This is a genomic window from Lysobacter sp. (genome assembly GCA_013141175.1).
Classification (GTDB): Bacteria; Pseudomonadota; Gammaproteobacteria; order Xanthomonadales; family Xanthomonadaceae; genus Lysobacter_I.
In genome coordinates, this window is the sequence record JABFRN010000001.1 from 1457953 (window position 1) to 1470391 (window position 12439).

The 12439-nt window shown below is 65.7% G+C and carries 10 protein-coding genes and 2 pseudogenes; 2 read left to right on the forward strand and 10 right to left on the reverse strand.

The features are described 5' to 3' along the window. Window positions 1–157: 157 nt before the first annotated feature. The 9 genes and pseudogenes from xerC to HOP03_06585 all read right to left on the reverse strand — a co-directional run bounded on the left by xerC (window position 158) and on the right by HOP03_06585 (window position 9013). A complete protein-coding gene (xerC, locus tag HOP03_06545) occupies window positions 158–1102 on the reverse strand; it encodes a tyrosine recombinase XerC (GenBank protein NOT87823.1) in 945 nt (314 codons plus the stop codon). Beyond that, on the reverse strand, window positions 1042–1446 hold the full coding sequence (locus HOP03_06550; GenBank protein ID NOT87824.1) for a hypothetical protein: 405 nt from the start codon (window positions 1444–1446) through the stop codon (window positions 1042–1044). The genes xerC and HOP03_06550 overlap by 61 nt, the downstream gene beginning before the upstream one ends. Window positions 1447–1491: 45 nt before the next feature. Next, window positions 1492–2187, reverse strand: coding sequence for a DUF484 family protein (locus HOP03_06555; protein ID NOT87825.1), 696 nt, complete (start codon window positions 2185–2187; stop codon window positions 1492–1494). After that, window positions 2184–3053 carry a diaminopimelate epimerase gene (locus HOP03_06560; GenBank protein ID NOT87826.1) on the reverse strand — a complete coding sequence of 290 codons (870 nt, stop codon included), beginning with the start codon at window positions 3051–3053 and terminating at the stop codon, window positions 2184–2186. The genes HOP03_06555 and HOP03_06560 overlap by 4 nt, the downstream gene beginning before the upstream one ends. 2 nt (window positions 3054–3055) lie before the next feature. After that, complete coding sequence (locus HOP03_06565; protein ID NOT87827.1) at window positions 3056–3274, reverse strand: sugar transporter; 219 nt, start codon at window positions 3272–3274, stop codon at window positions 3056–3058. 217 nt (window positions 3275–3491) lie between these two features. Beyond that, complete coding sequence (locus HOP03_06570; protein ID NOT87828.1) at window positions 3492–5606, reverse strand: S9 family peptidase; 2115 nt, start codon at window positions 5604–5606, stop codon at window positions 3492–3494. 992 nt (window positions 5607–6598) lie between these two features. Beyond that, window positions 6599–7123: pseudogene (locus HOP03_06575) on the reverse strand (hypothetical protein). 93 nt (window positions 7124–7216) lie between these two features. Beyond that, window positions 7217–7660: a hypothetical protein gene (locus tag HOP03_06580; protein ID NOT87829.1), complete on the reverse strand. Its 444-nt coding sequence runs from the start codon at window positions 7658–7660 to the stop codon at window positions 7217–7219. Between the two features lie 120 nt (window positions 7661–7780). After that, a complete protein-coding gene (locus HOP03_06585; GenBank protein ID NOT87830.1) occupies window positions 7781–9013 on the reverse strand; it encodes a tyrosine--tRNA ligase in 1233 nt (410 codons plus the stop codon). A gap of 207 nt (window positions 9014–9220) precedes the next feature. Between HOP03_06585 and HOP03_06590 the strand changes: the two genes are divergently transcribed. Both HOP03_06590 and HOP03_06595 read left to right on the forward strand, forming a co-directional pair. Beyond that, window positions 9221–10687 (forward strand): M23 family metallopeptidase, encoded by a 1467-nt coding sequence (locus HOP03_06590; GenBank protein ID NOT87831.1) that lies wholly within the window; start codon window positions 9221–9223, stop codon window positions 10685–10687. A gap of 149 nt (window positions 10688–10836) precedes the next feature. Then, a complete protein-coding gene (locus HOP03_06595) occupies window positions 10837–11973 on the forward strand; it encodes an anhydro-N-acetylmuramic acid kinase (GenBank protein NOT87832.1) in 1137 nt (378 codons plus the stop codon). A gap of 246 nt (window positions 11974–12219) precedes the next feature. On the opposite strand, the pseudogene HOP03_06600 reads toward HOP03_06595, so the two are convergent. Continuing rightward, a pseudogene (locus tag HOP03_06600) lies at window positions 12220–12435 on the reverse strand (hypothetical protein). Window positions 12436–12439 lie beyond the last annotated feature (4 nt).

Below are 12439 nucleotides of genomic sequence, written 5' to 3' on the forward strand. Positions count from 1 at the left end.
ACGGAATGAATGAAGCGCGCTTGCTTCTGTTGCTCCACACATCGCGGGGAGTGCTGTTCGATGTCCTTCTCCCCGCCATGCGGGGAGAAGGTGGCCGAAGGCCGGATGAGGGGAACGGCCAAACAGATTCTCAACCGACTGGCATTCGCTCCACGGCTCAGGTTTTGCGCTTCGCGCGAGGATGCGCGCCGTCGTAGACCTTGGCCAGATGCTGGTAATCCAGATGCGTGTAGATCTGGGTGGTGGCGATGTCGGCGTGGCCGAGCAGCTCCTGCACGCCGCGCAGATCGCCGGAGGACTCCAGCACATGGCTGGCGAAGGAATGCCGCAACAGATGCGGATGCACGCGTTTGAACAGTCCCTGGCGCTGCGCGAGCTGGCGCAGGCGGATCTGCACCGCGCGCGGGGTGATCGTCGCGCCGCCGCGACCGGGAAACACCGGCGTATCGGGCTGCCCCCGCGACTCGCCGCGCCAGTCGCCGAGCGCTTTGCGCGCGTGCGAACCGACCGGCACGCTGCGCTGTTTGCTGCCTTTGCCCAGGACCGTCACCAGGCCGTCGGCGAGGTCCAGATCGCGCCAGCGCAATGCGCACAATTCGCTCAGGCGCAGACCGGAGCTGTAGAACAGTTCGAGGATCGCGCGGTCGCGTATGCCCAGCGGTACGTCGGTCGGCAACTCGACCAGTTGCACCGCTTCGTCGACATCCAGCACCTGCGGCAGTTTGCGCGGCGCCTTCGGCGCGCGGATGCCGGCGGCGGGACTGGCGACGACACGGCCGTGCTTCAACAGCCATTGATAGAAACTGCGGCAGGCCGACAAGCGACGCTGCAGGCTCTTCGGCGACAGGCCGCGACGGTGCTCGGCGGCGATGAACGCGCGCAGCTGTTCGGTGTGCACGGTCGCGAGATCGTCGACGCCCTGTTCCGCTGTCCACGCCACCAGCGCATCGAGATCGCGACGATAGGCGTCGAGCGTGTGCGCGGACATGCGCCGCTCGACCTGCAGATGCGAGAGGAAATCCTCGACGTGCAGCGAGACGGTCACAGCCGCGACCACGCCTGCATCAGACCGGCGACATGCACGATGCCGAAGACCAGGCAGATCGCGGAACTCCACCACCAGAACGCCGCGTCGGCGCGCGCGCCGATTGCCGCATACAGCAATCCGGCCAGGCCGCGCAGCGAATACACGGCAGCGATGGCGCACAGGCCGATCCGCAGCAGCGGCAGTTCCGGAATCGCACCGGCGCCGGACAGCGCATACAGCGCCCAGACCGACAGCACCGCGACGATCGCGGAAGTGATCGCCGTCGAACGCCAATCGCCGGCTTCGGCGAGCCTCACCATGCGCTCGCCCGCGCCGAAGAAGCGATACCACGATGCGCCGAACACGATGCAGCCGACATGCAGCAGCGCGGCGATCGCACTCAGCGCGGCGCCAAGCATCAGCAGCGGATTGATGGCGGCTGCCATTCGGCGCGCCCTGCGGCGTCAGCCCTCGAACCGCCGCATCGCGGTGTCGAAGGCCTCGCCCATCATCCGCAGGAACAGCGTGCCCATGCCGGGGAAGAAGCGGTTCGCGTCGCGGCTGCCGACCGCGATCAGGCCGCGACCCGGCAACGGCAACAGTGCGCTGCTGGCCACGTCTTCGGCGCGCACGCCGTAGAGCAGCGCGTTCTTCTCGGGCTGCAGACGGCCGCAGATCGGCTCACCGTCCTTCAGGCAGTCGCGGAACGGTGCGAGGCGCGCGTCGTCTTCGGCAAGTGTCTGCAGCCAATCGGCGGCGTCCAGGCCTTCGACCGGCGCGAACAGCACCATCCGCACCAGATCGCCGTTGAAATCTTCTTCCAGACTCGCGGCCATCGCGCGGGCGGTATCGTCGGCGCGGTTCTGCTTCATCAACGCCAGCGTCAACTGGTGCGTGCGCACCGCCAGCCGTTCGTTTTCCTGCGCGTTGGCGAACAGTTCCTGCAGCCGTCGCGACAGTTCGCGATTCTTGTCACGGAGGATTTCCAGCTGGTAGCCGGCCAGCGACGCCGCCGAGCCCTGCTCGCGCGGCACCACCAGCGTCAACGCCAGATCGGGAAACTGCTGCAGGAAATTCGGATGCCGGCGCAGCCATGCGGCGATCTCGTGCGCGCCGAGTTTTTCCTGGGCCTTGTCGAATTTGTCGAACGTGTCGGTCATTGCCACCATTCCCCTTCGAATACGAATGCGGCCGGGCCGGACATCGCGATCTGCGCGGTGTCGTCCGGCCAAGCGATGTGGAGCGTGCCGCCGGGCAGTTCGACCGCGACCTCGCGATCGATACGGCCACGCCGCATCAGCACCGCCGCCGCCGCGCAGGCGCCGCTGCCGCAGGCCAGGGTTTCGCCGACGCCGCGCTCGAACACGCGCAGTCGGATGCGGTCGCGCGACACCACCTGCGCGAAACCGACATTGACCGATTCCGGAAACGCGTCATGCCGCTGCACGGCCGGGCCGAAGGTTGCGACCGGCGCGAGGTCGACATCGTCGACCTCGATCAATGCATGCGGATTGCCCATCGATACCGCGCCGATGTCCAGCCGTTCGCCGCCGAAGGTCAGCGCGTATGCGTCCTGCACCGTGTCGAAGCCGTGCAGCGGAATGCGCGCAGGCTCGAATTCCGGACGGCCCATGGCGATGCGGTAGTGATGGATGCCGAGCACGTCCACCGCATGCGTGCCGGTGGGGCTGTCGAGTTCGAAACGATCGGCGAGGCAGCGTTCGGGGTCGCGGGCGACGCTGTCGCGCAGCACCCACGCGGCGATGCAGCGCGCACCGTTGCCGCACTGCTGCGAAGGCGAGCCGTCGGCGTTCCAGATCCGATACGACGCGGCGGCCTGCGCGGTGCGCGGTGGTTCGATGGTCAGGATCTGGTCGCAGCCGATACCGGTGTGGCGGTCGGCGAGCGCGCGGCAGAGCCCGGGGCCGGGCGGCGGGACATGACCGCGCAGGTCGATCACCACGAAATCGTTGCCCGCGCCGTGCATCTTGGTGAACGGCAAGGGCATGTGCCGCACTGCGTTCATGTTCAGCGCGCAGGCGTGCCGCTGGCGGGAGGTGGCGGCGGCGTGGCGGCGGGTGCAGGCGTGGCCTCGGGCGCAGGCTCCGGTACGGATGCCTCCGCCGGCACGGCGGTTTCGGCAGGCGCGTCGGGCAGCACCAGTGGGCCCTTGTTGCCGCAGCCGGACAGGGCCAGCGGCAATACGATCGCGAAAGCGGCGGTGGCGAGAGCGAGGCGTCGATTCATGCGCGCAGTGTAGCCGCCATGCCGCTTCGACGGAATGCAGGTGCGTTCAGCCGCGACGGAGGGCGGCACCGTCGCGTCTGCGCTGTCCGCGCGGCGTCGATGCCGATCCCTGCTCCTGTAGGAGCGACGGAAGTCGCGACAGCCTGCCGAGAGACCTTCTTCCGTCTGTCGCGACTTCCGTCGCTCCTACAAAAGCGTGCACACGGCGGCCAGGGCCTTATCTGTTGACGGGCACCACCGCCAGCTGGTCAAGCAGGAAGGCGAACATCTCGGCCTGTTCGCGATAGCGGCGGAAGCGGCCCGATTTGCCGCCGTGGCCGGCGTCCATATTGGTGCGGAACACCACCGGCTGGTTCGACGTGTTGAGATCGCGCAGCCGGGCGACGTACTTCGCCGGCTCCCAGTACTGCACCTGCGAATCCCACAGCCCGGTACCGACGAACATCGCCGGATAGGCCTGCTTCGACAGATTGTCGTAGGGCGAATACGACAGCATGTAGTCGTAGTACTTCTTCTTCTCCGGGTTGCCCCATTCGTCGTATTCGTTGGTGGTCAGCGGAATGGTGGGATCGAGCATGGTGGTGACCACGTCCACGAACGGCACCTGCGACAGGATCACCCGGTATTTGTCCGGTGCCATGTTCGAGATCGCGCCCATCAACAGGCCGCCGGCGCTGCCGCCGTAGGCACCGACGCGGTCTTTCGCGGCGTAGCCCCTGGCGACCAGATCGTCGGTGACGTCGATGAAATCGGTGAAGGTGTTCTTCTTGCGGAACAGCTTGCCGTCGTCGTACCACTTTCGGCCCATTTCCTGGCCGCCGCGGATGTGGGCGATGGCGTAGACCATGCCGCGATCGAGCAGGCTGACATTGGTCACGCTGAACACCGGGTCCGAGGAGCTGCCGTAGCTGCCGTAGGCGTATTGCAGCATCGCTGCGGTGCCGTTGCGCTCGAAGCCCTTTTTGTAGACCAGCGACACCGGCACTTTCACGCCGTCGCGGGCGGTGGACCAGACGCGTTCGGTGACGTATTTCGATGCGTCGTAGCCGATCACCGGCTGCTGTTTCAGCATCCGGCGCTCGCCGGTGACGGTGTTGAGCTCGTAAGTGGTGGCCGGCGTGGTCAGCGAGGTGTAGCTGTAGCGCAGCCACGGCGTATCGGCTTCGGAATTGGTCGAAAAGCCCATCGAATACGCGGGCTCGTCGGCCTTCACGAATTCCTCGCCATCCGCTTTCAGCAGGCGGATGCGTTCGAGTCCTTCCGAACGCTCGGAAATCGCGGTGAAGCCGTCGAACAGCTCGAAGGTATCGATGAACACATCGTCGCGATGCGGCACCCACGCTTTCCACTCGCTGCGCGAAGTCGCGTCGCTGGCGGCGGTCATCAGTTTGTAGTTGGCGGCCGGCTTGCCATCGGCGCCCGGTGCGTTGGTGTGGATCACCCAGCGGCCGTCGAGATGGTCTGCGTTGTATTCCACGTCGCGCTCGCGCGGCGCGAACACCGTGAAGGTCTTCGGATCGGCGGCGGGCGCGCAGCGCATTTCGGTCGAGACCGTGCTTTCGACGCCGATGCAGATGAACCCGTCGTCGCGGGTGCGGCTGATGCCCATGTAGAAGCTGTCGTCTTTTTCCTCATAGACCAGGACGTCGGCGCTGGCCGGCGTGCCGAGCACGTGCTTCTTCACCCGCACGGTGAGCAGCGTTTCCGGATCGTTCTCGATGTAGAACAGGGTCCGGTTGTCGTCGGCCCAGACCAGGTTGGGCGATACGCCCTTGATCTCGTCGGGATACAGCGCACCGGTGTCGAGGTTCTTGATGCGGATGGTGTACTGGCGACGGCCGTTGTCGTCTTCGGCGTAGGCGAGTGTGGCGTTGTCCTGGGTCACCGCCATGTCGCCGACGCTGTAATAGTTCTTGTCCTTGGCCAGCACATTCACGTCGAGCAGCACCTGGTCGTCCTTGCCCTGGCTGCCGTCGGCGGCGGCCTTGGCGCGCAGATAGACCGGGTAATCGTTGCCCGCGCGGAACCGGCTGAAATACCACCAGCCGCGCTCGCGGTACGGCACCGAATCGTCGTCCTGTTTGATCCGGCCGACGATCTCGTTGTACAGCGTCTCCTGCAGCGGCTTGAGCGGCGCCATCACCGCGTCGGTGTACGCGTTCTCGGCGTCGAGATAGGCCAGCATCGCCTTGTCTTCGCGCTTGTCGTCGCGCAGCCAGTAGTACTCGTCGTTGCGCACCGCGCCATGCGGGGCCTTGACCTGATGCGGTTTCTGGGCGGCATCGGGCGGCGGTGGCAGCGTGGCGGCGAGCGAGGACAGTGGAAGGGTCATGAGCAGCGCAATGGGAAGCAATCGGGAGGACATGATGAGGGACTCGGACCGGAGCGGTAAGACGCGGACGCGGTGCGGGCACGAATGCCTGCTGCGGATCGTGCCCGAAGCATAGCCCGACACCGACATCAGCCCCCATGCCATCGGTCACTGCGGGTCTCGCAGTCCCGGGGTCGCAAGGCCTCCGGGCCCGACCCGGATGCCCCCGAGCATCGCGGTATCCTGCTCCGCCGCGGTCGCGAACAGCGCCAAGGACATGGACCGCATCGGTGAGGTCGCGCTGAGCCACGACAGCCGGTCGTTGATCGTCAAGGATATGCACGACACGCATGAGCTGATCGTCCGGATCGCGGCGGCCCGGTGCATCGGGTCGCCCGCCAGGCCAGTCGACGCCCGTATCAGGCGGTTCTGGCACCGATGCTCATCGCCGGGCCGCCCTGCGTCTGCGACTGCTGTTGCGATGACTGTTCCTGCGCCTGCGCCAATGCGCGGGTTTCGGCGATCGCCTGTGCGCGCCCCAGATGTTCCTCGGCCGGCTGCTGCTGCGCCTGTGCGATGTCGGTGTGGGCCGTGAACATCGGCTCACGCCCCAGACCGTGCGGCGCGTAGGCGGCGATAGCGTTGCCGTTGTGGATGCCGACGTAGTCGACTTGCTTCATTTGCGGATTCGCGGCCATTTCCCGGTATGTCGAGGCGGCGACGCTGTCCAGCGACCGCGGGTCCTGGACGCTGCCGGCCAGGCCTTCGCGGATCCGCGTGTAGTCGGTATGGCCCGGGTGCGAGGGCGAGCGCGCATCGTATTGCGCACCGGCATCGTTCTGCGCCTGGCTGTTCTGCCCTTGGCCGTCCCGCGCGCGGCTCTCGTCGGATGCGGCGGCGAGGCGGGTACCGGGGTTGGCTTCCAGCGAAGCGCCTTCCAACGGTTTGTATTCGCCGTTGCTTTTGACCGAAGGCGTATCGAGCGTCGGATAGCCGTGCGTGCGCAGCCGGTCGATCTCTTTCTGATCGACCATCCGGTTGTCGAGGCCCGGTTCGAGCTTCCACGGAAAATCATAAGCCGGCACACCCATGATTTCGCTCAGCGTGCGATAGGCAGCATTGCTGTTGACGGTGTCACTCAGGATATTGAATCCATAATTTGGATAATCAAGATCCAGTGCATTGAGCTGCCCTTTCGCAGCCACTGCAGCGTTCCATCTGGCCATGACCTCTTCTTTGTCTGCCTTGAGCACTGTCACATGATCCTGCCCATCCTGCAGCAATCCGGATTTGCTCGGCCGTACACCCATGTGATCGGCGTATTCGGCGTCACGTGCGAAATGCCAAACCCGCAGCGAATGTTTGCTTTCATCATCGCCTACTGGAATCGCCTTGCCGGTTTCACGATCAGTGGCGAGACCATGCAACTCGGCGATAGCGCGTCCTTTTTCGTCGCGCAGCACTAGAAAATCATGGCTTGCCCTGCCCGAGGTCCAAGGGATATCGAAGGAGCGGGCTTCGATTGAATATTCGGTCATCCTTGCGGACCTCGCTTTGGCAAATGGCGTTCATGGAACTTGGTGCAGAGCACTGTCGTCATATCGCACGAAACAGGGCATGGCCTGCATGAGCTAACCCAATGGTGTCCCCGCAGATCGCGGTAGGCATTCGCGCATCGCCGCGCTGAACGCATCGATGGCGCTGTCCACCCCGAGATCGACGAAGTAGGCGCCCGCGCCCTTGAGCACGATGTCGATCCGATGGGTGTCGGGATCGAAGGTCACCTTCACGCGAAAGCCCGACTCGTTTTCTTCGGCGAAGTTTCCGGTCTCAAGGATGCCGGACCGGATGTCCTTGCGGGTGACGCGCAAGTCCCATTGCTCGTCGGTTTTCTCAAGCCTCACGACGGCCCTTTCCGCGCATGACAGCACGGCATCTGCGGAAACTTCCGGCGGCGCTTCGATGGAACTCGAAGCCGATGGGGCCTTCATCGGTAGACCATTCATGGAACACCCCGTGGGTGCGATAGAGAGAAACAGGACCACGATGCAGAGCTTGCCGGAATGGAAACGCATGCGAGAGCACCTCTCTGGATGGCGGGTCTACACAGCCTCGGGCGACGTGGAGCACGGCCTGTTGCGACGGATTCGCAACCACGCTAGCCCGCGCGCCAGCATACATGGCGCGATGTGCGCTCAGGCGGCGACCAGCCTGACCCGCGCGAAATTGCGCTTGCCCACCTGCAGCACACCTTCGAAGCCCGGAGCGAACGTGGTTTGCGGGTCTTCAACCACTTCGCCATCGACCTTCACCGCGCGCTCCTTGAGCTTCCTGTTCGCTTCCGAATTACTCGGCGTGATCCCGGCTACCGTCAGCAATGCGGCGATGCGGATGCCTTCGGCCGGAACGTTCACGTCCTGCAGCGCCAGCAAGGTCATGTCGCCTTCGCCGCTGACCGCCGCCTGCCAGCCGGCGATGGCGGTGTCGGCGGCGGCGGCATCGTGGAAGCGCGCGGCGAGTTCGCGCGCGAGGCGCAGCTTCACGTCGCGCGGATTCGACTGGCCGCCGTCGATCCCGGCCTTGAGCCGTTTCGCTTCATCGATGCCGATCTCGAAACTCAGCAGATCGATCCAGCGCCACATCAGCGCGTCGCCGATCTTCATGGTCTTGTTGACGATGTCGATCGCGGGCTCGGCGATGCCGATGTAGTTGCCCAGCGACTTCGACATCTTGTTGACGCCGTCCAGCCCTTCCAGCAGCGGCATGGTCAGCACGATCTGCGGCGGCTGGCCGTGGTGCTCCTGCAGGCCGCGGCCCATCAGCAGATTGAATTTCTGGTCGGTGCCGCCCAGCTCCACGTCGGCCTTGAGCGCCACCGAATCGTAGCCCTGCACCAGCGGGTAGAGGAATTCGTGGATCGCGATCGACTGCTGCGCGGCGTAGCGCTTGGCGAAGTCGTCGCGTTCCAGCATGCGCGCGACCGTGTGCTGGCCGGCGAGCTTGATCATGTCGGCCGCGTTCATCCTGCCGAACCATTCGCTGTTGAAACGCACCTCGGTGCGTTCCCGGTCCAGCACCTTGAACACCTGTTCGGCGTAGGTCTCGGCATTGGCCAGCACGTCCTCGCGGGTCAGCGGTTTGCGGGTGACGTTCTTGCCGGTGGGGTCGCCGATCATTCCGGTGAAATCGCCGATCAGGAAAATCACCTGGTGCCCCAGGTCCTGGAACTGCCGCATCTTGTTGAGCAGCACGGTGTGGCCGATGTGCAGGTCGGGTGCGGTGGGGTCGAAACCGGCCTTGATCCGCAGCGGTCGGCCGCCGGGTTTCATGGACGCGGTGAGGCGGGCTTCCAGCTCCTCGCGCTTGAGGATTTCGTCGGCGCCTCGCGCAATGAGGTCGATGGCCGAGGCGGTGGCGTCAATGGACATGGGAAATCAAACCGTGAACCTGTGGGGAAGATGGGGCCGGGAAGGAGACCCCGTCGACAGAACGGGGCCGCCAGCATGAACAAGGTGTTAAAGGACAGTTAACCCGAAATGTTAAAAAAAACCAAGCCTGTCAAGGATTTGACGCAATCTTTTCGTCTGAATTATGGTGTCGGTTCTGGTCATCCCTGACAGGGGGGAATCCGTCCGATGTCCACATCGTCAAGCCGCACCGTCCACAACCGTCTCGTGCGGCTGCAGAACCTGCGTCAGGCCACGGAGCAGGAAGCCCGTCAGATCACGCCCGAAACCTCCGTCCAACCGGGCTTCAACGGCCGCTGGACGCGCCGCCAGTGGGCGCAGGCCAGTCTGGTCGCCACCATGGTCGCGCTGCTCGGGACCATCGTGCCCGGCTTCGCGACCGTGCTGCAACCCGCCGCCGCCACGCCGATCCAGACCATGTCGCTGAAGCTGCCGCCGCTGTCGCTGGCGCGCCAGCGCGGGCAACTCGGCGACAGCTGGCAAACGGTCGCGGTCAAGCGCGGCGCGTCGCTGAAACACATGTTCGGCAGCCTGGGCATTCCGGATTCGGAGCTCAAGCGCGTCCTCGCGCATCCTGGCGTGAAGGCCGAAATCGGCCAGATCACCCCCGACACCCACCTCTCCCTCGATCTGCCGGTCAACGGCAAATTGCGCGCGATCCGCTACGTGCGCCGCGACGGCCAGCGGATCCAGCTCGACCTCACCGGCGACGAGATCCGCGAAACCCAGTTGAAGCGCGATGTCGACGTGCGCACCGTGGTGCTCAGCGGCAAGGTCGGCGGCTCGCTGTTCCGTTCGGCGCGCAAGCTCGGGCTGAGCGGCGGGCATCTGGATCAGCTGACCGACGAGATGTTCAAGTACGACATCGATTTCGATTCCGATCTCGACGCCGACGACCGTTTCAGCGTGGTCGTCGATCAGATGTGGGTCGACGGCGAGCTGGAAAAAACCGGCGCCGTGCTGGCCGCTGCGTTCACGGTCGACGGCAAGCTGCACACCGCGTTCCGCCACGTGCGCAACGGCAAACCGGAATACTTCACCTCCGACGGCCGGCCGCTGAAGAAAAGCTTCATCCGCATGCCGATTCCCTATGCCCGGCTGAGTTCCAGCTTCGGCACGCGTCGGCACCCGGTGCTCGGGCGCACCCGCATGCACAAGGGCGTGGACTACGCCGCAGCCACCGGCACGCCGATCCAGGCCGCCGGCGATGCGCGCGTGCAGGTGGTCGGCTGGCAGGGCGGCTACGGTCGCGCGGTCATCCTCGACCACGGCAACGGTTACACCACGCTGTACGGCCACATGTCGCGCTTCGGCAACATCCGTCCGGGCCAGCGCATCGCCCAGGGCACGACCATCGGTTATGTCGGCAGCACCGGCATGTCCACCGGCCCGCATCTGCACTACGAATTCCGCATCAACGGCGTGCACCGCAATCCGCTGTCGGTGACCATGCCGCCGCCGCAGCCGCTGCAGGGCACCGAACTGGCCAGCTTCCGCACCGAAACCTATCGCGCGATGACCCGCATCCGCACGGTCGAGAACATCGTGTTCCCCGCCGCGATCGAAGGCCCGCAGGAAGCGGCGCTGGCGATCGCGCTGGAAGCGCGACCGGGGCGCAAACAAAAGAAGGGCTGAGCGCTGTCCAAGGCACGAACGGATCGAATGGATCCGCGTTGCCCCTGCGCACGGACGTGGATGCGCTCGGCGCTGCCGCCGCGGCGGGCCCGACCCGCGGCGACCATGATCGTGTGGCGTCGCGCACGACCATCGGCGATGATGGCACGATGAGCGACGACACCTCCGATTTCCCCATGTTTCTCGGCCTGATCTCGGGCACCAGCACCGACGGCATCGATGCGGCGATCGTGCGTTTCGGCGACGACGGCCGCAGCGTCGAACTGCTGTTCGGACGCACGTATGCCTGGCCCTCGGACCTGCGCGCGCGGCTGGTCGAACTGGGGCAACGCGGCGTCGAGCTGAGCCTGGACGCGATCGGCGAACTCGATCACCGCATCGGTCGCATCTTCGCCGAGGCCGCAAACCATGCCATGCACGACAGCGGCATTCCGCGCGAGCGGATCAGCGCGATCGGGTCGCACGGACAGACCTTGCGCCACCGGCCGCAAGGCGAATATCCGTTCACGATGCAATTGGGCGATCCCCATCTGATCGCCGAGCACTGCGGGGTGCGGGTGGTCGCCGATTTCCGTCGTCGCGACGTGGCGGCGGGCGGGCACGGCGCGCCGCTGTTGCCGGCGCTGCACGCGGCCTTGCTGACGTCGCCCCGGGAAGATCGTGCCGTGGTCAATCTCGGCGGCATCGCCAACATCACCCTGCTGCCGACGGGCAATGAAGGGTACGGCGAGGTGCGCGGGTTCGACACCGGCCCCGCGAACGGTCTGATGGACGCGTGGTGCCTGCGGCATACCGGCGCCGGCTACGACCGCGATGGCGCATTCGCGCTGAGCGGACGGGTCGATACCGCGCTGCTGTCGACCCTGCTGCAGGAACCCTGGTTCTCGGTCCCTGCGCCGAAATCGACCGGACGCGATCAATTCCATCTCGGCTGGCTGGAACACCACCTCAGCGGACAGGAAACCCCCGCCGATGTGCAGGCCACTTTGCTGGCGCTGACCGCGCGCACCGTGGCCGATGCGTTGAATGCGGCGCAACCGGGCACGTCGCGGCTGATCGCCTGCGGCGGCGGCGTGCACAACCCGGCACTGATGCGCGCGCTCGCAGCCACGTTGCCGCGCGTCACGGTGGAGTCGAGCGCCGCGCACGGGCTCGACCCCGATCTGGTCGAAGCGATGGGCTTCGCATGGCTGGCGCGGCAGACGCTGCTGGGACTGCCCGGCAACCTGCCCGGCGTCACCGGCGCGAAAGGGCTGCGGGTGCTGGGTGCGATCTATTCCGGCTGACGATTCCGGCTGACTGGATCAGGGCGTTGTGTGGGGCGCCTCGGCAAAAGCATCGGGCCTGAAGGCCCTCCTACACGCGCCGCCGACGGGAGTCGATTGCGGTCATTCGCGTCCACCGAGCTTGGAGCCCACCGGCACGCTGTCGATGTAGCGCGCCAGCTCGTTCGGGTCGAAACCGGTCGGCGATTCTTGTGCCGGGGCCGGGGCCGGCGGCGGATCGCCGATCCGACCGATCAGCGCAAATCCCGGGTCGTTCGGTACGGTTTCCAGCGCTGCGATCGCCGACTGCATCACGTCCGACTCGGAGCCGTCGAAGCGCAACGCGCCACCCTCGCTGGCGTACAGTCCACGCTCGATCAGATGCAGGATGGTCTGATGCACCGCCCAACCGTTGGTCTGCGCGACCTTGCGGATGCGTTCGGCCAGCACGGGGTCGATATCGCGGAGGACGAGATCGGTCATGACG

Coding starts and splice junctions, on each gene's coding strand:
- HOP03_06550 (NOT87824.1), bottom strand. CDS start 1,446: ATGCTTGGCGCCGCGCTGAGTGCGATCGCCGCGCTGCTGCATGTCGGC.
- HOP03_06555 (NOT87825.1), bottom strand. CDS start 2,187: ATGACCGACACGTTCGACAAATTCGACAAGGCCCAGGAAAAACTCGGC.
- HOP03_06560 (NOT87826.1), bottom strand. CDS start 3,053: ATGAACGCAGTGCGGCACATGCCCTTGCCGTTCACCAAGATGCACGGC.
- HOP03_06565 (NOT87827.1), bottom strand. CDS start 3,274: ATGAATCGACGCCTCGCTCTCGCCACCGCCGCTTTCGCGATCGTATTG.
- HOP03_06570 (NOT87828.1), bottom strand. CDS start 5,606: ATGACCCTTCCACTGTCCTCGCTCGCCGCCACGCTGCCACCGCCGCCC.
- HOP03_06580 (NOT87829.1), bottom strand. CDS start 7,660: ATGCGTTTCCATTCCGGCAAGCTCTGCATCGTGGTCCTGTTTCTCTCT.
- HOP03_06585 (NOT87830.1), bottom strand. CDS start 9,013: ATGTCCATTGACGCCACCGCCTCGGCCATCGACCTCATTGCGCGAGGC.
- HOP03_06590 (NOT87831.1), top strand. CDS start 9,221: ATGTCCACATCGTCAAGCCGCACCGTCCACAACCGTCTCGTGCGGCTG.
- HOP03_06595 (NOT87832.1), top strand. CDS start 10,837: ATGAGCGACGACACCTCCGATTTCCCCATGTTTCTCGGCCTGATCTCG.